We start from the raw sequence: 17,309 nt of genomic DNA on the forward strand, positions 1-17,309 counted from the left end.
GTCCGGGGCCCGGCGGGCGGGCGCCCGACGGGGCGAGGGCGGGGCAGCGGCGGCCCGACCGGTAGTCTGGCCGGGTCGTGCCCGGCCGGTGAGGTGGCCGGGCCGGATGAACGGTGCGGGCCCGAGGCCCGCCGGTGGAGAACCCTGATGACTCGTCGTTTTGACTGCTCGGACGCGTCCGAGCGCGCAGCGGGGCTGCGCGAGGCCGTGGCGGCCGTGCGCCGCGGCGAACTGGTCGTCCTGCCCACGGACACCGTGTACGGCGTGGGCGCGGACGCCTTCGCGCCGGAGGCGGTGGCCCGGCTGCTCGCGGCCAAGGGCCGGGGCCGGAACATGCCCTCGCCGGTGCTGGTCGGCTCCCCGGAGGGCCTCGACGGCCTGGTCGAGGTGACGGACCGGGCGCGGGAGCTGGTGAAGGCCTTCTGGCCGGGCGGGCTGACCGTGGTCGCCCGGCACCTGGCGTCGGTCGACATGGACCTCGGCGAGACCGGCGGCACGGTCGCCGTCCGGATGCCCGCGCACCCGGTCGCCATCGAACTGCTCAACGCCACCGGCCCGTTGGCGGTCTCCAGCGCGAACCTGACCGGGCACGACTCCCCGCAGGACTGCGACGCCGCCCAGGGCATGCTGGGCGACTCGGTGGCCGTCTACCTGGACGGCGGCCCGACCGCCGCGGCCGTGCCCTCCTCGATCGTGGACGTCACCGGCGAGGTCCCGGTCCTGCTGCGGGCCGGCGCGATCGGCGCCGAGGCGCTGCGCGAGGTCGTCCCCGACCTGCGGGAGCGCTGAGCCCCGGCTGACCTCGGCCCCGGCGCGCGGCCCCGGCTGACCTCGGCCCCGGTGCCGCCGGGCCCCGCGCGGGGCCCGGCGCGGGCCGGTCAGTCGTCGGCGAGCAGCCGGGCGAGGGCGGCGTCGACATCGAGGTACTCGGACTCCGAGCCGGCCGGCACGAGGGTGAAGGCGTCCGAGAGGAAGGCCGTGACGTCCTCCTCCGGGGCGCTGAGCACGGCCTTCCCGGTCGGCCCCCGGAGGGTGATGAGGACCTCGCCGTCGGGTCCGGGCCGCACCCGGACGTCGCCGCTGCCCGCCGGGGCGTGCCGGCCCTCGTTCAGCAGTTCGCGGCTGAAGTACCAGCACAGCCGGGCGTCGTCGACGGCGGGGCAGTCGCACCGGGCCGACGGGAAGGCCAGGCAGGCCGCGTACGGCAGGCTCGGGTCGAACCGTAGTTCCGCGACGACCGGGACGTCGGGCAGCGGGCTGTCCGGGAAGGTGACGGGCATCGGGTGGGCGGGCATCTGCATCGAATGGCCCTCCTGCGGCCGTGACGCGCCGGCCCCGGGTGGGCCGACGCCCCTCCCCGGCGCCTACCCGGTGCCCGCCGACGCAGTCCGGGGCCGGGCGATCTCCACAACTTCCTTGCATGCCTGGCCCGTTCATGCGGCCATCGGCGTCCCCGCAGCCGCGGTCAGCGCCGGCGGGGACGACGGCGGTTCAGGCCCGGTCGGCCTCGGGCCGGGCCGACCACTGCGCCCAGGAGACCTCGTGGCCGATGTGGCAGGGCCGCTCGAACGGCCAGTCCTCGGTGATCCAGCGCGGGACGAGCGCGTCCAGCGCCCGCTCCAGTTCGGTGCCGACCCGGTCGTCCACCACCCACCAGGAGATCTCGGCGTCCGCGCCGGCCTTCTGCGGCGGGTCGATGTAGACGCACCCGAGCAGGGCGGTCTCCGCCTCGTCGAAGAGCGCGTAGTTGAACGACACGTGGGCCGCGATCTCCCGCTCGTGCCGGACCAGGTCGTCGAGGTCCTGCTGGTAGGTCATGGTGGCGACGGGCCAGCCCCAGGCGTCGCCGTAGATGGACCACAGGCGCTCCCGGGAGCCCATCACGGCGGGGTAGTCCAGCTCGGTGTCGGTCCCGGCGATCGGGCGCAGGTGGTAACCGCCGCCGGGGAGCGGCACATGGACGGGGTGGACGAAATCGGCAGGCAACCAGGTCATGGGCCTGGAGGCTAGCCGAGACGGGCTCCGGCCCGCTCACCATATCGGCCGGGCGTGTGCGAACGGGATGACGGGGCGACGCGGCCCCGCTCCGCCGGCGACGCGGCGGACACGTCCCCGCGGCCGTTCCCGGCGACGGTTGTCATGCGGTTCCCGAGGTGCGGCTGCCCCACATCGGGAACCACCTGCGCCGGGCGGTGATGCCGCCCGGCGCGCTGCCGATCGGACCGCGCCCCTGGGAGAGCGTCCGGGCCGCACCGCTCGCCCTGCTCGACGGCCGGCACCCCGACCCGGTCGACCTCGTCCGCCGGGCCGATGTCGTCAACAGCACGCCCCTGACCGTTCGTTACGCCGAGCCGGTGCCGCACCGGGCCGGCACCCGGCGTGTCACCCCGGTAGCCGCCGCTCGGGTGAACGGGCGGCGCGGCACGCCGGGCGGGGCGGGGGACCGCCGGACCGGGGGTGATGATCACCGGGTTCCCGGCCGCCCGCACCCCCGGAGGCAGACATGCGGATCCTGCTCCTCGCCAGCGCGTTCAACAGCCTCAGCCAGCGCCTGTACGCCGAACTGCGGGACCGGCGGCACACCGTGGACGTCCGGCTCGCCGGGGACGACGACGGGCTGCGGGCGTCGATCGCCGCCCTGGAGCCGGACCTGCTGCTGGCGCCGATGCTGCGCACCGCGATCCCCGAGGACGTCTGGTCGGCGCTCACCTGCCTGGTCGTCCACCCCGGCCCGCCCGGCGACCGGGGCCCCTCCTCCCTCGACCGGGCGGTCCAGGAGGGCGCCGCCGACTGGGGCGTGACGGTGCTCCAGGCCGAGGCCGCGATGGACGCCGGACCGGTCTGGGCCTCGGCGCCCTGCGCGCTGCCCGCGCTCGGGAAGAGCGACCTGTACCGCAACGAGGTCTCCGACGCCGCCGTCCGGGCCGCGCTGCTCGCCGTCGAGCGCTTCGCCGCCGGCTCGTACGCGCCGCAGCCGCAGCACGGCCCGTCCTGGCGCGAGCCGGTGCGGGTACGCCCCCTGCTGCGCCAGGAGGAGCGCCGGATCGACTGGGCGGCGGAGCCGACCGGAGCGGTCCTGCGCAAGCTCCGCGCGGCGGACTCCCGGCCCGGCGTGCTCGACACCCTGTGCGGCGGCGACTGGTACCTGCACGGCGGACACCCGGAGCCGCTGCTGCGCGGACGCCCGGGCGAACTGGTCGCCACCCGCGCCGGGGCCGTCTGCCGGGCCACCCGCGACGGCGCGGTGTGGATCCCCGAACTGCGGCGCCGGCGGGTGCCGGGCGGGCCCGGGCCAGTCAAGCTCCCGGCGGTCACCGCCCTCGGCGACGCGCTGCCCCCGCTGCCGGAGGTGGCGGCGCCGCTGATGGCGGACCAGGGCGCGCGGCCCGTCTGGACGGACATCGCCTACCGCGAGGAAGGCCCGGTGGGCTTCCTGCGCTTCGCGTTCCCGGGCGGTGCGATGGCCACCGACCACTGCCGCCGGCTGCGGGCGGCGTACCGCTTCGCGCTCGGCCGCCCGACCTCGGTCCTGGTGCTCGGCGGCGGCCGGGACTTCTTCGCCAACGGCATCCACCTCAATGTGATCGAGGCCGCGCCGGACCCGGCCGCGGAGTCCTGGGCGAACATCACCGCGATGGACGACCTGGTCGAGGAGGTGCTCACCACCACCGACCGCCTGGTGGTCGCCGCCCTCGGCGGGAACGCGGCGGCCGGCGGGATGATGCTGGCCCTGGCGGCGGACGAGGTGTGGTGCCGCTCGGGCGCCGTCCTCAACCCGCACTACCGGCTGATGGGGCTCCACGGCTCGGAGTACTGGACGTACACCCTTCCGCGCCGGGTCGGCCCGGCGGAGGCCGAGCGGCTGACCCGGCGGGCGCTGCCGGTGTCCGCCGCGTCGGCGGAGCGGATCGGCCTGGTCGACCGCGTCCTGGACTGCGGTCCGCAGGAGTTCGGGGCGGCCGCGGCCCGGCTGGCCGGGCTGCTCGCCGCCTCGCCCACCGCGCAGCGGCGGACCGCGGCGAAGAAGGCCGCGCGCGAGGCGGACGAGGCGGCCAAGCCGCTCGCGGCCTACCGCGAGGAGGAGCTGGCGGTGATGCGCCGGCAGTTCTTCACCCCCGAATCGCCGTACCACGCGCTGCGGGCCGCGTTCGTCCACAAGCGCCCGGTGCCCGCCGGGCTCCTCGCCGGGACGTGACCCGGACGGCCCGCCCGGCTTGCGCTCCCCGGCCCGCCCGGACGGGTTCGCGGACCGGCGGCCGGTCCGGAGTGTTGCTATGACTGGGTTCGAGCCATTTCGTCCGGCTCCCATCCCCGAGGAGGCATCCTCATGGGTGCTGCAACCACCGCCACCGACGTGGTGCACATTCTCTGGATCAACGCCGGCCTCAGCTGCGACGGCGACTCCGTCTCGCTGACCGCCGCGATGCAGCCCAGCATCGAGGAGATCGTCACCGGCACGCTGCCCGGCCTGCCGAAGGTCGCCGTGCACTGGCCGCTGATCGACTTCGAGTGCGGCCCGGTCCAGGGCGCGGACAACTTCGTCGAGTGGTTCTTCAAGGCGGACCGCGGCGAGATCGAACCGTTCGTCCTGGTCGTCGAGGGGTCCATCCCCAACGAGAAGATCAAGAAGGAGGGTTACTGGTGCGGCTTCGGCGACGACCCCGCCACCGGCCAGCCCATCACCACCAGTGAGTGGCTGGACCGGCTCGCCCCCAAGGCCACCGCGGTGGTCGCGATCGGAACCTGCGCCACGTACGGCGGCATCCACGCGATGGCCGGCAACCCGACCGGTGCGATGGGCGTGCCGGACTACCTCGGCTGGGACTGGACGTCCAAGGCCGGCCTGCCGATCGTCTGCGTGCCGGGCTGCCCGATCCAGCCCGACAACTTCGCCGAGACGCTCACCTACCTGCTGTACCAGCTGGCCGGCTCCGCGCCGATGATCCCGCTGGACGACAAGCTGCGCCCGGCCTGGCTGTTCGGCGCCACCGTGCACGAGGGCTGCGACCGGGGCGGCTACTACGAGCAGGGCCAGTTCGCCACCGACTACGGCACGCCCGAGTGCCTGGTGCGGCTCGGCTGCTGGGGCCCGGTCGTCAAGTGCAACGTCGCCAAGCGCGGCTGGACCAACGGGATCGGCGGCTGCCCGAACGTGGGCGGCATCTGCATCGCCTGCACCATGCCGGGCTTCCCGGACAAGTTCATGCCCTTCATGGACCCGCCGCCCGGCTCGCGGGTCTCCACCGGTGCCAGCAGCGCCTACGGGTCGCTGATCCGCCGGCTGCGCGAGATCACCCAGCGCACCGTCGACAAGGAACCGAAGTGGCGCCGCACCGGCAGCCGCCTGACCACGGGCTACCGCCCGCCCTGGTGACGCCGCAGGGCCGCACACCGTCCGGTGTGCGGCCCCTCGCCGCCGCCCCGCCCCCGCCCCCGGCAGAGAAGGACACGACAGCAACGATGGCAACACCGACGACGAGGGCGGCCGGCGACGGCAGCGGCCTGACCGAGATGTCCTGGGACCCGATCACCCGCATCGTGGGCAGCCTGGGCATCCACACGAAGATCGACTTCAAGCAGAAGCGCGTCGCGGAGTGCTACAGCACCTCCTCGGTCTTCCGCGGGTACAGCGTCTTCATGCGCGGCAAGGACCCGCGCGACGCGCACTTCATCACCAGCCGGATCTGCGGGATCTGCGGCGACAACCACGCCACCTGTTCGGTCTACACCCAGAACATGGCGTACGGGGTGAAGCCCCCGCACCTCGGCGAGTGGATCATCAACCTCGGCGAGGCCGCCGAGTACATGTTCGACCACAACATCTTCCAGGAGAACCTGGTCGGGGTCGACTACTGCGAGAAGATGGTCCGCGAGACCAACCCGGGAGTCCTGGAGAAGGCCGAGCGCACCGAGGCGCCGCACGCCGCCGACCACGGGTACCGGACCATCGCCGACATCATGCGCTCGCTCAACCCGATCGAGGGTGAGTTCTACCGCGAGGCGCTCCAGGTCAGCCGGTACACCCGGGAGATGTTCTGCCTGATGGAGGGCCGCCACGTGCACCCCTCCACGCTCTACCCGGGCGGCGTCGGCACGGTCGCGACGGTGCAGCTGTTCACCGACTACCTGACCCGGCTGATGCGCTACGTCGAGTTCATGAAGAAGGTCGTGCCGCTGCACGACGACCTCTTCGACTTCTTCTACGAGGCGCTGCCCGGCTACGAGGAGGTCGGCCGCCGGCGGATCCTGCTCGGCTGCTGGGGCAGCCTCAACGACCCGGACCACTGCGACTTCACGTACCGCAACATGACGGACTGGGGCCGGAAGATGTTCGTCACCCCGGGCGTCGTCGTGGACGGCAAGCTCGTCACCAACGACCTGACGGAGATCAACCTCGGCATCCGGATCCTGCTCGGCAGCTCCTACTACGAGGACTGGCAGGGCAAGGAACTCTTCGTCACCCACGACCCGTTGGGCAACCCGGTCGACCCCCGCCACCCGTGGAACCAGCACACCATCCCGCAGCCGCAGAAGCGCAACTTCGACGACAAGTACAGCTGGGTGATGTCCCCGCGCTGGTTCGACGGCAAGGACCACCTCGCCCTCGACACCGGCGGCGGCCCGATCGCCCGGCTGTGGTCCACCGCCCTGTCCGGACTGGTCGACATCGGCTACATCAAGGCCACCGGGCACAGCGTGCGGATCAACCTGCCCCGCTCGATGACCAAGCCGGAGGTCACCTTCGAGTGGAAGATCCCGCAGTGGAGCAACGCCCTCGAACGCAACCGCGCCCGCACCTACTTCCAGGCGTACGCGGCCGCCGCCGCCCTGCACTTCGCCGAGAAGGCGCTCGCCGAGGTGCGCGCCGGACGCAGCCAGACCTGGGAGCGCTTCGAGGTGCCGGACGAGTCGATCGGCTGCGGCTTCACCGAGGCCGTGCGCGGCGTGCTCTCGCACCACATGGTGATCCGCGACGGCAAGATCGCCAACTACCACCCGTACCCGCCGACCCCGTGGAACGCCAGCGTCCGCGACAGCTACGGCACCCCCGGCCCGTACGAGGACGCCGTGCAGAACACCCCGATCTTCGAGGAGAACCCGCCGGACACCTTCAAGGGCATCGACATCATGCGCGCGGTGCGCAGCTTCGACCCCTGTCTGCCCTGCGGCGTGCACATGTACGTCGGCGGCGGACGCACCGTGCAGACCATGCACGTGCCCACCGGGCTCAGCGGGCTGACCGCATGACGGCCGAACAGACCGGGCTGCGGATCCAGGACGCCCTGGACGCGCTGGCCGGCAGCGGCGCCGAGCAGGCCGGCGAGCAACTCGTCCGCGACCTCATGGAGTTCTACGGCCAGGGGCTGGCCCGGATCGTCCCCGCGCTGCCCCCGCCCGCGCTGGAGCGGATGCTGGACGACCCGGCGGTGGCCGGACTGCTGCTCCTGCACGACCTGCACCCCGAGGACGTCACCGCCCGGATCGACCGGGCGCTCGCCACCCTGCCCGAGCGCCTCGAAACGCTCGGCTACGACCCCGGCACCGGCGTCCTTCGGCTGCGCCGGACCGCCTCCGGCTGCGGCTGCGCGGACGGCGACGTGGAAGCCGTCCTCGCCTGCCACGCGCCCGAGGTGACGGCCGTGGACCTGGAACGCGCCCCGCAGCTGCTCCAGATCGGCACCCGCCCGCCGCAGACCGCGGAGGCACGGTGAACACCCGCCGGATCTCCCGCGACGGGACCGCCCTGCTGCACCGGCTGCGCGAGCCCCTCCCGCCCCGGCCCGAGCAGTGCGGCTTCTGCGGCCGGGACCTCCCGCCCGGCCACCGCCACCTGGTGGACGTCGAGGAACGGGCCCTGGCCTGCGCCTGCACCGCCTGCGGCCTGCTGTTCCGACAGTCGGGCACCGTCGCCGGCCGCTTCCGCACCGTGCCCGACCGCTACCTCCACGACCCGGACGGCGAGTTGGACGATCAGGCGTGGTCGGTGCTGGGCATCCCCGTCGGCACCGCCTTCCTGCTCCGCAACGCCGTCCTGGACCGGCTGCTCGCCTTCTACCCCGGCCCGGCCGGCGCCACCGAGAGCGAACTCGACCAGGAGACCTGGGACCGCGCCCTCGGCGCCAGCCGGCTCGCCGCCGCGCTGGAACCGGACGTGGAGGCGCTGCTGGTGCGCCGCACCCACGACGGCGTCGCCTGCTTCCTGGTGCCGATCGACGTCTGCTACGAGCTGGTCGGCAGGCTGCGGCGCTGCTGGCACGGCTTCGACGGCGGAGCCGAGGCCCGGGCCGAACTCGACGCGTTCTTCCGCCGGTTGACCGACCGCTCCGGTCCGCTGCCCGCGGCGGTGACGGCGTGACGGCGCTCGGCTTCAGCTGCACCGGCGTGCGCTCCGACCCGTACGCGGCCTCGCCCACCCTGGTGTTCCGGCTGCGCATCACGGCGCCGCCCGACACCCCGGTGCACGCCCTCATGCTCCGCTGCCAGCTGCGGATCGAACCCGGCCGCCGCTCCTACGGCGAACCGGAGGGCGGGCGGCTGGCCGACCTGTTCGGCGAGCGGGAACGCTGGGCGAACACGCTCCACCCGATCCAGTTCGCCACCGTGCCGCTGATGGTGCCCGGCTTCACCGGCGAGACCGAGACCGACCTCCCGGTGCCGTGCAGCTACGACCTGGAGGTGGCCTCCGCCCGCTACTTCCGGGCGCTCGACGGCGGCGAGGTGCCGCTGCTGCTGCTCTTCTCCGGCACCGCCTTCGCCGGCCCCGGCGGCTTCCGGGTCACCCCGGTGCCCTGGGACAAGGAGGCCTCGGTGCGGATGCCGGTACGGGTCTGGCGGGAGGCCGTCGACCAGCACTTCCCCGGCTGTGGCTGGCTGCGCCTGCCCGACGGCCTGATGGACGAACTGCTGGCCTACCGCTCCCGGCGGGCGCTGCCCTCCTGGGAGGCCACGGTGCGGGAGCTGCTGACGGCGGCCCCGGCCGAGGAGGGCGTCCGGTGAGCGGCTTCCCGGCCGGGATCGAGCGCGGCTTCGCGGCGGCCCGGCAGATCGCCGACGCGGTGCTGCTGGAGGGCTACGTGCTCTACCCGTACCGCGCCTCCGCGGCCAAGAACCGGCTGCGCTGGCAGTTCGGCGTCCTGGTCCCGCCGGAGTACACCGCGCAGGGCGGCGAGCACTCGCACCAGCGCACCGAGTGCGTGCTGGAGGCGCGCGGCGAGGACCGGCTGGCGGTCGAGCTGCGCTTCCTGCGGGTCCAGCGGCGCACCGTCGAACGGGCCACGGCCACCGGCCGGTTCGAGCAGGTGGAACGGCTGGAACTCGCCGACCGGGTGCTCGTCGAGTGGGACGAGGGCGTCGAGGAACGCGTCGAACTCCTCATCCCGGTGGACGAGTTGACCGACGAAGGGGTGCAGCGGACGTTCCGGCTGCCGGGCGTCGGCGGGACCGAGCTGCTGTGCGAGCACGGGACCCCGGTCGGACGGCTCGTCCGGCGCCGCGAACAGGTCGACGGCCTGCTGCGGTTGACCGTCGAGGACCTGCCGGGCCCCTACCGGGCGCAGCGGCTGACCGCCGTCGTGGAGAACGTCTCCACCTGGGAGCCGCCCCGGCGCGCCACCCGGGAGGAGGCGCTGCCGCGCTCCCTGGTCTCCGCCCACCTGCTGCTCGGACTGGAGCACGGCCGCTTCGTGTCGGCCACCGACCCGCCCGAGTGGGCCCGGCCGGCCGTCGAACGCTGCCGCAGCCGGCACACCTGGCCCGTGCTGGCCGGCCCCGAGGGCGAGCGCGGCGTGCTGCTGTCCTCGCCGATCATCCTGGAGGACCACCCCCGGGTGGCACCGGAGAGCCTCGGCACCCTCTACGACGCCACCGAGATCGACGAGATCCTGGCGCTGCGGACGGCGGCCCTGACCGACCAGGAGAAGCGCGAGGCCCGGGGCACCGACGAACGCGCCGCCGCCGTGATCGACCTGGCGGACTCCATGCCGCCCGAGGTGCTGGAGCGCCTGCACGGCGCCATCCGCGGGCTGCGCGAGGCCACCGGGGCCGGCCCCGGCGCCGAGCAGCCCTGGTGGGACCCGGGCGACGACCCCGAGGTCGACCCCGAGCGGGACCGGGTGCTGGTCGACGGCCGCCAGGTCGGCGCGGGCAGCCGGGTCCTGCTGCGGCCCGGCCTGCGGCGCACCGACGCCCAGGACCTCTTCCTGGCCGGCCGGACCGGCGTGGTCGAGGCGGTGCTGCACGACGTCGACGGCTCGGTGCACCTGGCCGTCACGGTGGAGGACGACCCGGGCGCCGACCTGTGGCGGGCGCAGGGACGCTTCCGCTACTTCCAGCCCGACGAGGTCACCCCGCTGGACGGCGCCGGGCCGGGAGAGGGCCGGTGAACCGCGGTCGGGTCCTGGTCGCCGGAGTGGGCAACGTCTTCCTCGGCGACGACGGGTTCGGCGTGGAGACCGTCCGGCGGCTGGGCGCCCACCCGCTGCCGCCCGGCGTCGACGTGGTCGACACCGGCGTGCGCGGCGTCGACCTGGCGTACCGGCTGCTCGACGGCTACCGGACCGCCGTCCTGGTCGACGCCACCTGCCGCGGCGGCGCCCCCGGCACCGTCTACCTCATCGAGGCGTCCGCCGAACCGGCGGAGGCGCCGGTGCTGGACGGGCACCGGATGGGGCCGGACGCGGTGCTCGGTCTGCTCGCCACGCTCGCCGCCGGCACCGGCGGCGAGCCGCCCGGGCGGGTGCTGGTGGTCGGCTGCGAGCCGGCCGTGCTGGAGGAGGGCATCGGGCTGAGCGAGCCCGTCGCCGCGGCCGTCGACGAGGCGGTCCGAGTGGTCCTGCGGGTCGTGGACGAGACCGCGCAGCCGGAGAGGGAGACGACACCATGCTGAGGAAACTGTTCTGCGCGGCCCTGCTGGCCGGGATCGGCGCACTGGTCTGGCAGAGTCTGCCCGACCTCCGGCGGTACCTGAAGATCTCGCGGATGTGAGCCGCGCATTGCTGCGAACGGTGCAGCCCGGGGTGCGCCGGGCGGCGCGGCTTCGAGCCGCCGCCGCCGGCGCCCCTTGTAATGGGGCGCGCCTCGTGGCAGCACCCGCTGCCGCCCGCCGTGGAAGGGGACCGATGCACGAGATGTCGATCGCCGCCGCCGTCGTCGAGCAGGTCGACGCGGCCGCGCGCGAACACGGGGCCCCCGGCGTGGCCACCGTCCGGCTCCGGGTGGGCGAACTGGCCGGGGTCGTCCCCCAGGCCCTGCACTTCTGCTTCGAACTGGCCTGCGTCGGAACGCTGGTGGAGGGCGCGGCCCTGCACACCGAGGCGGTCCCGGCCCGGGCCCGCTGCCGGCCCTGCGACACCGAGTGGGCCGTCGGCATGCCCCCGGACCTCGGCTGCCCGACCTGCTCCGGAGGAGGCGGCGTCGAGCTGCTGTCCGGGCGCGAGCTCCAGATCCTCGACGTCCGGTGGGCAGTGGACCCGGACGTCCCGGCCGAACAGAAAGGCTGATGCCGATGTGCCGCACGGTCGACCTCCGCCAGGCGGTCCTCGCCCGCAACGACGACAGCGCCCGCGAACTGCGGGCGGCACTGGCCGCCCGGGGCACGGTGGCGGTGAACCTGCTGTCAAGCCCCGGCAGCGGCAAGACCGCGCTGCTGGAGGCCGAGTTGGGGCTCGCCCGGCGGCGCGGCCTGCCGGTCGCCGCGCTGACCGCCGACCTCGCCACCGAGAACGACGCGCTACGGCTGGCCCGTTCCGGCGCGCCGGTCAAGCAGGTGCTCACCGACGGGCTCTGCCACCTGGAGGCGCGGATGCTCGCCGGGCACCTCGACGGCTGGCTGCCGCAGGACTGCCGGCTGCTCTTCGTGGAGAACGTCGGCAACCTGGTCTGCCCGGCCTCCTACGACCTGGGCGAGTCGCTGCGGGTGGTGCTGGCCTCTGTCACCGAGGGCGAGGACAAGCCGCTCAAGTACCCCACCGCGTTCGGCCTGGCCAACCTGGTGCTGGTCACCAAGACCGACCTCGCCGCGGCGGCCGAGTTCGACGAGGCGACGTTCACGGCGAACGTCCGGCGGGTCAACCCCGGGGTGGAGGTGGTGCACACCTCGGCCCGCACCGGGGAGGGCGTCGGGGCCCTGCTGGAGCGGGCGACGGCTGTGCTGGACGGCGCCGAGCCGCACCGGCCGGTGATGTCCGCCGGGCCGGGGCACTCGCACGGGCCCTCGCAGACCCCCGGGCACTCGCACTCCCACGGGGGCGGACACTCGCACGCGCACGGGCACGACCACGGGCTCTCGCACACGCACGACCACGGGGACGGGCACGCGCACGGGCACGAGCACACGGTGGCCGGGGAGGCCCGGTGACGACCGGTCACCGGGAACGCGACCGCGAACGGCGGCAGGTCTCCGTCCGCGGCCTCGTCCAGGGGGTCGGCTTCCGGCCCTTCGTCTACACCCTGGCCGGTGAACTCGGCCTGGCGGGCAGCGTCACCAACACCGGCGAGGGCGTCCTGGCCGAGGTCGAGGGCAGCCGCGCCGCGGTGGAGGCGTTCTGCCGACGGGTGGCCAGCGACGCGCCACCGCTGGCGCAGGTGGCCTCCGTCGACCACACGGCGCTCGCCGCCACCGGCGCGACCGGCTTCGCCATCACCGCGTCCCGGGCCGACGGCCCCCGGGCCGCCCTGATCCCGCCCGACGTCGCCGTCTGCGCCGACTGCCTCGCCGAACTCGCCGACCCGGCCGACCGCCGCCACCGGCACCCGTTCATCAGCTGCACCAACTGCGGCCCCCGCTTCACCATCGTGACCGGCCTGCCGTACGACCGGGCCGCGACCACCATGGCAGGCTTCCCGATGTGCCCGGACTGCGCCCGGGAGTACACCGACCCGGCCGACCGCCGCTTCCACGCGCAGCCCGTCTCCTGCCACGCCTGCGGGCCCCGGCTCACCCTCACCGTGCCCGGCCGGGCCGACCGCGCCGGCGAGGACGCGCTCACCGGGGCCCGCCGGCTGCTGGCCGCCGGGGCGGTCCTCGCCGTCAAGGGCATCGGCGGCTACCACCTCGCCTGCGACGCCCGTGACGCCGGGGCCGTCGCCCTGCTGCGCCGCCGCAAGCGGCGCGGCGACAAGCCGTTCGCCCTGATGGCCCGTGACCTCGCCACGGTCGAGGGCCTGCTGCCGGTGGACCCGGTCGAGCGCGAACTCCTCACCGGGCCCGTCCGGCCGATCGTCCTGCTGCGCCGCGCCGGCGGTCCGCCGCCCGGGATCGCGGCGGTGGCCCCGGGCAGCCCCGACCTCGGGGTGATGCTCCCGTACACCCCGCTGCACCATCTGCTGCTCGCCGCGCCGGGGCCGGACCTGCTGGTGATGACCAGCGCCAACCTCTCCGGGGAGCCGATCGTCACCGACGACCGGGAGGCCCTGGAGCGGCTCGCCCCGCTGGTCGACGGCCGGCTCGCCCACGACCGGCCGATCCACGTCCCGTGCGAGGACTCGGTGGTGCGGGTGGTGGACGGCGAACAGCTGCCGCTGCGCCGTTCGCGCGGGTACGCGCCGCTGCCGCTCCCGCTGCCGGTGCCGGTCCGCCCGGCACTGGCGGTCGGGGGCGACCTGAAGAACGCCTTCGCGCTGGCCCGCGACGGCTACGCCTGGCTGTCCGGCCACATCGGGGACATGGACGACCTGTCCACGCTGCGCGCCTTCGACCGCGCGGTCGACCGGCTCACCACGGTCAGCGGGGTGCGGCCCGAACTGCTGGTCGCCGACCGGCACCCCGGCTACCGCTCGGTCCGGCACGCCGAACGGACCGCCGCCGGCCGCCCGGTGCACCGGGTGCAGCACCACCACGCGCACATCGCCGCCGTGATGGCCGAGCACGGCCTGGACGGCAGCCGGCCGGTGCTCGGCCTGGCCTTCGACGGCACCGGCTACGGCGAGGACGGCGCGATCTGGGGCGGCGAGGCGCTGCTCGCCGACTACGACGGGTTCCGCCGCCTCGCCCACCTCGGGTACGTGCCGCTGCCGGGCGGGGACGCGGCGGTCGAGCGCCCGTACCGGACGGCGCTGGCGCACCTGCGCGCCGCCGGACTGCCCTGGACGGCCGGGCTGCCGCCGGTCGAGGCCTGCCCGGCCGACGAACTCCAGCTGCTGGAGCGCCAGTTGGAGATCGGGCTGAACTGCGTGCCGACCTCCAGCATGGGCCGGCTGTTCGACGCGGTGTCCTCGCTCGCCGGGATCTGCCACCGGTCCGGCTACGAGGCCCAGGCGGCGGTCGAACTGGAGGCGGCGGCCGTCGCGTCCGGCCCGGCGGCGGGCTACGCGTTCGGGCTGCCGCCCGGCGGGGACGGCTGGATCGCCGACCCGGGGCCGGTGCTGGCCGCGGTGGTCGCGGACGTCTCCTCGGGCGCGCCCGGCGGGCTGGTCGCCGCGCGGTTCCACACCGCGGTGGCCGACCTGGTCCGGCGGATCTGCGCGGCCGTCCGGGAACGGCACGGCACGGCCACGGTGGCGCTCAGCGGCGGAGTCTTCGCCAACGCCCTGCTCTCCTCGGCCTGCGCGCGCGGCCTCGGGGAGGACGGCTTCACCGTGCTGCGGCACCGCCGGGTGCCGCCCAACGACGGAGGGCTGGCGCTCGGCCAGCTGATGGTGGCCGCCCGGACGGCGGCCCCCGGGAGGAGTGAGGGCTGATGTGCCTGGCGGTGCCCGGCAGGGTGACGGAGATCGGTGAGCGGGACGGGACCCGGATGGCGGTGATGGACTTCGGAGGGGTGGTCAAGGACGTGTGCCTGGAGTACCTGCCCGACCTGGCGGTGGGCGACTACGCGATCGTCCACGTGGGTTTCGCGCTCCAGCGGCTGGACGAGGAGTCGGCCCGGCACACCCTCGCGCTGTTCGAGGAACTCGGCCTGCTCCAGGAGGAGTTCGGCGATCCGTGGGAAGCGGCGGGGCGGTTCGGGGCGGACGGTCAGTGGGAGGGGCCGGCGGCGCCGGGGGAGCCGGGCGCGGCACGAGCGGCTGAGGAGGCCGGACGGTGAAGTACCTGGAGGAGTTCCGCAACCCGGAGCTGGCCGAGGGCCTGCTCGCGGACATCAGGGCGACGGTCACCCGGCCGTGGGCGCTGATGGAGGTGTGCGGCGGTCAGACGCACAGCATCATCCGGCACGCCATCGACCAACTCCTGCCGGAGGAAGTCGAGTTGATCCATGGCCCGGGCTGCCCGGTGTGCGTCACCCCGCTGGAGGTGATCGACCGGGCGCTGGCGATCGCGGCCCGGCCCGGGGTGGTCTTCTGCTCCTTCGGGGACATGCTGCGGGTGCCCGGCACCGACCGGGACCTGTTCCGGGTCCGCAGCGAAGGCGGTGACGTCCGGGTGGTGTACTCGCCGCTCGACGCGCTGAAGGTCGCCCGGGAGAACCCGGACCGCGAGGTCGTCTTCTTCGGCATCGGGTTCGAGACCACCGCGCCGCCGAACGCGATGGCCGTCCACCTGGCCCGGAAGCAGGGCCTGCGGAACTTCAGCATGCTGGTCTCGCACGTCCGGGTGCCCCCGGCGATCGACGCGATCATGGAGTCGCCGGACTGCCGGGTCCAGGGCTTCCTCGCCGCCGGGCACGTGTGCAGCGTGATGGGCACCGGGGAGTACCCGGCGCTGGCCGAGCGCCACCGGGTGCCGATCGTCGTCACCGGCTTCGAGCCGCTGGACATCCTGGAGGGGATCCGGCGTACCGTACGGCAGTTGGAGCGCGGGGAGCACACCGTCGACAACGCCTACCCGCGTGCCGTCCGGCCGGAGGGCAACCCGGCGGCCCGCGCCATGCTGGAGGACGTCTTCGAGGTGACCGACCGCGCCTGGCGGGGCATCGGGGTGATCCCGCTGAGCGGCTGGCGGCTCTCGTCGCGCTACCGGGACCACGACGCCGAGCAGCGCTTCGACGTCGCGGGGATCACCACCCGCGAACCCGCCGAGTGCCGGGCCGGCGAGGTGCTGCAAGGCCTGCTGAAGCCGCACCAGTGCGAGGCCTTCGGCACGGTCTGCACCCCGCGCACCCCGCTCGGCGCCACCATGGTCTCCAGCGAGGGGGCCTGCGCCGCGTACTACCTCTACCGGCGGCTGGGCACGACGGCCCCGACCGGCCAGGCGAACGCGCCCAGGGAGGCGAGCCCCGTTGGCTGACACCGAGATCCTCACCGGGGCGGCCCCGGAGGCGCCGCCCGCGCCCGACTTCTCCGGCTGGACCTGCCCGCTGCCGCTGCGCGACCACCCCCGGGTGGTGATGGGGCACGGCGGGGGCGGGGCGCTCTCCGCCGAACTGGTCGAGAACCTCTTCGCGCCGGCCTTCGGCGGACCGGCCCTCGCCGGGCTCGGCGACTCCGCCGTACTGGACCTGGGCGGGGCCCGGCTCGCCTTCTCCACCGACTCCTACGTGGTGCGGCCGCTGTTCTTCCCCGGCGGCGGCATCGGGGACCTCGCCGTCAACGGCACGGTCAACGACCTCGCGATGAGCGGTGCCCGGGCGGCGTACCTGTCCTGCGGGTTCATCCTGGAGGAGGGGGTGGAGATGGCCGTGGTGGACCGGGTGGCCAGGGCGCTCGGCGCCGCCGCCCGGACCGCCGGGGTCGAGGTGGTCACCGGGGACACCAAGGTGGTCGAATCCGGACACGGGGACGGGATCTACCTGAACACCGCCGGGATCGGGCTCGTCCCGGCCGGGGTCGACATCCGGCCGCAACGGGCCGTGCCCGGCGACGTGGTGATCGTCAGCGGGCCGATCGGGCTGCACGGGATCGCGATCATGAGCGTCCGGGAGGGCCTGGAGTTCGGGGTCCGGGTGCGCAGCGACTGCGCGGCGCTCGGCGGCCTGGTCGAGGCGATGCTGGCGGTCACCCCGGACCTGCACGTGCTGCGCGACCCCACCCGGGGCGGGCTGGCGGCGGCGCTCAACGAGATCGCGGCGGCGGCCGGAGTGGGTGTGACGCTCAGCGAACGCGCCGTCCCGGTGCCGGAGGCGGTGGCCAACGCCTGCGCGCTGCTGGGCCTCGACCCGATGTACGTGGCCAACGAGGGCAAGCTGGTGGCCTTCGTGCCGCGTCGCGAGGCGGACGCGGTGCTCGCCGCGATGCGCGCCCACCCGCTGGGCGCGGAGGCGGTGGTGATCGGCGAGTGCGTCGAGGACCACCCGGGCATGGTGGTGGCCCGGACGGGGTTCGGCGGGACCAGGGTGGTGGACCTGCCGCTGGGCGAACAGCTGCCGCGGATCTGCTGACCGCGGCCGGGGCCCGCCGGCCCCGCCGCGGGGGCGCCCCCCGCCCCCCCCCCCCCC

The 17,309-nt window shown here is 74.8% G+C and carries 18 protein-coding genes; 16 read left to right on the top strand and 2 right to left on the bottom strand.

Annotated features, from left to right (window positions below; genetic code table 11):
* Positions 1-147: 147 nt before the first annotated feature.
* Positions 148-789, top strand: coding sequence for an L-threonylcarbamoyladenylate synthase (locus tag ACFQ6N_RS38455; RefSeq protein WP_380658782.1), 642 nt, complete (start codon positions 148-150; stop codon positions 787-789).
* A gap of 89 nt (positions 790-878) precedes the next feature.
* Here the strand turns inward: ACFQ6N_RS38455 and ACFQ6N_RS38460 are convergent, their stop codons facing one another.
* Positions 879-1,301: an SsgA family sporulation/cell division regulator gene (locus ACFQ6N_RS38460; protein WP_380658783.1), complete on the bottom strand. Its 423-nt coding sequence runs from the start codon at positions 1,299-1,301 to the stop codon at positions 879-881.
* Between the two features lie 190 nt (positions 1,302-1,491).
* Positions 1,492-1,995, bottom strand: a complete 504-nt coding sequence (locus ACFQ6N_RS38465) for an N-acetyltransferase (protein ID WP_380658784.1) — start codon at positions 1,993-1,995, stop codon at positions 1,492-1,494.
* 508 nt (positions 1,996-2,503) lie between these two features.
* Between ACFQ6N_RS38465 and ACFQ6N_RS38470 the strand changes: the two genes are divergently transcribed.
* From ACFQ6N_RS38470 to hypE, 15 genes are all read left to right on the top strand, one after another.
* On the top strand, positions 2,504-4,195 hold the full coding sequence (locus ACFQ6N_RS38470; RefSeq protein ID WP_380658785.1) for an enoyl-CoA hydratase-related protein: 1,692 nt from the start codon (positions 2,504-2,506) through the stop codon (positions 4,193-4,195).
* A gap of 132 nt (positions 4,196-4,327) precedes the next feature.
* Positions 4,328-5,374 (top strand): hydrogenase expression protein HypE, encoded by a 1,047-nt coding sequence (locus ACFQ6N_RS38475; protein ID WP_380658786.1) that lies wholly within the window; start codon positions 4,328-4,330, stop codon positions 5,372-5,374.
* An 86-nt stretch (positions 5,375-5,460) separates the two neighbouring features.
* Positions 5,461-7,248 carry a nickel-dependent hydrogenase large subunit gene (locus ACFQ6N_RS38480; RefSeq protein ID WP_380658787.1) on the top strand — a complete coding sequence of 596 codons (1,788 nt, stop codon included), beginning with the start codon at positions 5,461-5,463 and terminating at the stop codon, positions 7,246-7,248.
* On the top strand, positions 7,245-7,712 hold the full coding sequence (locus ACFQ6N_RS38485; protein WP_380658789.1) for a thioredoxin: 468 nt from the start codon (positions 7,245-7,247) through the stop codon (positions 7,710-7,712). The genes ACFQ6N_RS38480 and ACFQ6N_RS38485 overlap by 4 nt, the downstream gene beginning before the upstream one ends.
* On the top strand, positions 7,709-8,356 hold the full coding sequence (locus ACFQ6N_RS38490) for a DUF5947 family protein (protein ID WP_380658790.1): 648 nt from the start codon (positions 7,709-7,711) through the stop codon (positions 8,354-8,356). The genes ACFQ6N_RS38485 and ACFQ6N_RS38490 overlap by 4 nt, the downstream gene beginning before the upstream one ends.
* Entirely contained in the window at positions 8,353-8,997 is a 645-nt protein-coding gene (locus tag ACFQ6N_RS38495) for a DUF6084 family protein (RefSeq protein ID WP_380658791.1), read from the top strand. The genes ACFQ6N_RS38490 and ACFQ6N_RS38495 overlap by 4 nt, the downstream gene beginning before the upstream one ends.
* Complete coding sequence (locus tag ACFQ6N_RS38500) at positions 8,994-10,382, top strand: hypothetical protein (RefSeq protein WP_380658792.1); 1,389 nt, start codon at positions 8,994-8,996, stop codon at positions 10,380-10,382. The genes ACFQ6N_RS38495 and ACFQ6N_RS38500 overlap by 4 nt, the downstream gene beginning before the upstream one ends.
* Positions 10,379-10,885: a hydrogenase maturation protease gene (locus ACFQ6N_RS38505; protein WP_380658793.1), complete on the top strand. Its 507-nt coding sequence runs from the start codon at positions 10,379-10,381 to the stop codon at positions 10,883-10,885. The genes ACFQ6N_RS38500 and ACFQ6N_RS38505 overlap by 4 nt, the downstream gene beginning before the upstream one ends.
* Positions 10,879-10,983: a DUF6893 family small protein gene (locus tag ACFQ6N_RS38510; RefSeq protein WP_380658794.1), complete on the top strand. Its 105-nt coding sequence runs from the start codon at positions 10,879-10,881 to the stop codon at positions 10,981-10,983. Before ACFQ6N_RS38505 ends, ACFQ6N_RS38510 begins: the two co-directional genes overlap by 7 nt.
* Positions 10,984-11,117: 134 nt before the next feature.
* Positions 11,118-11,498, top strand: a complete 381-nt coding sequence (gene hypA, locus ACFQ6N_RS38515) for a hydrogenase maturation nickel metallochaperone HypA (RefSeq protein ID WP_380658795.1) — start codon at positions 11,118-11,120, stop codon at positions 11,496-11,498.
* A gap of 5 nt (positions 11,499-11,503) precedes the next feature.
* Complete coding sequence (gene hypB, locus ACFQ6N_RS38520; protein ID WP_380658797.1) at positions 11,504-12,355, top strand: hydrogenase nickel incorporation protein HypB; 852 nt, start codon at positions 11,504-11,506, stop codon at positions 12,353-12,355.
* The gene (gene hypF / locus ACFQ6N_RS38525) at positions 12,352-14,676 is read left to right on the top strand and encodes a carbamoyltransferase HypF (RefSeq protein WP_380658798.1); all 2,325 of its coding nucleotides are present in this window, start codon (positions 12,352-12,354) and stop codon (positions 14,674-14,676) included. The genes hypB and hypF overlap by 4 nt, the downstream gene beginning before the upstream one ends.
* The gene (locus ACFQ6N_RS38530; RefSeq protein ID WP_380658800.1) at positions 14,676-15,023 is read left to right on the top strand and encodes a HypC/HybG/HupF family hydrogenase formation chaperone; all 348 of its coding nucleotides are present in this window, start codon (positions 14,676-14,678) and stop codon (positions 15,021-15,023) included. Before hypF ends, ACFQ6N_RS38530 begins: the two co-directional genes overlap by 1 nt.
* Positions 15,020-16,162: a hydrogenase formation protein HypD gene (gene hypD / locus ACFQ6N_RS38535; RefSeq protein ID WP_380658801.1), complete on the top strand. Its 1,143-nt coding sequence runs from the start codon at positions 15,020-15,022 to the stop codon at positions 16,160-16,162. Before ACFQ6N_RS38530 ends, hypD begins: the two co-directional genes overlap by 4 nt.
* Positions 16,163-16,262: 100 nt before the next feature.
* The gene (hypE, locus tag ACFQ6N_RS38540) at positions 16,263-17,252 is read left to right on the top strand and encodes a hydrogenase expression/formation protein HypE (protein WP_380658802.1); all 990 of its coding nucleotides are present in this window, start codon (positions 16,263-16,265) and stop codon (positions 17,250-17,252) included.
* Positions 17,253-17,309: the final 57 nt, after the last annotated feature.

It is taken from the genome of Kitasatospora sp. NPDC056446 (assembly GCF_042796115.1).
In the GTDB taxonomy this organism is placed as follows: domain Bacteria; phylum Actinomycetota; class Actinomycetes; order Streptomycetales; family Streptomycetaceae; genus Kitasatospora.

Excerpts from the sequence above, each read along its gene's own strand:
- hypA (WP_380658795.1), top strand. The coding sequence starts at position 11,118 with ATGCACGAGATGTCGATCGCCGCCGCCGTCGTCGAGCAGGTCGACGCG.
- ACFQ6N_RS38465 (WP_380658784.1), bottom strand. The coding sequence starts at position 1,995 with ATGACCTGGTTGCCTGCCGATTTCGTCCACCCCGTCCATGTGCCGCTC.
- ACFQ6N_RS38510 (WP_380658794.1), top strand. The coding sequence starts at position 10,879 with ATGCTGAGGAAACTGTTCTGCGCGGCCCTGCTGGCCGGGATCGGCGCA.
- ACFQ6N_RS38480 (WP_380658787.1), top strand. The coding sequence starts at position 5,461 with ATGGCAACACCGACGACGAGGGCGGCCGGCGACGGCAGCGGCCTGACC.
- ACFQ6N_RS38475 (WP_380658786.1), top strand. The coding sequence starts at position 4,328 with ATGGGTGCTGCAACCACCGCCACCGACGTGGTGCACATTCTCTGGATC.
- hypE (WP_380658802.1), top strand. The coding sequence starts at position 16,263 with ATGGGGCACGGCGGGGGCGGGGCGCTCTCCGCCGAACTGGTCGAGAAC.
- ACFQ6N_RS38460 (WP_380658783.1), bottom strand. The coding sequence starts at position 1,301 with ATGCAGATGCCCGCCCACCCGATGCCCGTCACCTTCCCGGACAGCCCG.
- ACFQ6N_RS38455 (WP_380658782.1), top strand. The coding sequence starts at position 148 with ATGACTCGTCGTTTTGACTGCTCGGACGCGTCCGAGCGCGCAGCGGGG.
- ACFQ6N_RS38470 (WP_380658785.1), top strand. The coding sequence starts at position 2,504 with ATGCGGATCCTGCTCCTCGCCAGCGCGTTCAACAGCCTCAGCCAGCGC.
- hypB (WP_380658797.1), top strand. The coding sequence starts at position 11,504 with ATGTGCCGCACGGTCGACCTCCGCCAGGCGGTCCTCGCCCGCAACGAC.
- ACFQ6N_RS38485 (WP_380658789.1), top strand. The coding sequence starts at position 7,245 with ATGACGGCCGAACAGACCGGGCTGCGGATCCAGGACGCCCTGGACGCG.
- ACFQ6N_RS38530 (WP_380658800.1), top strand. The coding sequence starts at position 14,676 with ATGTGCCTGGCGGTGCCCGGCAGGGTGACGGAGATCGGTGAGCGGGAC.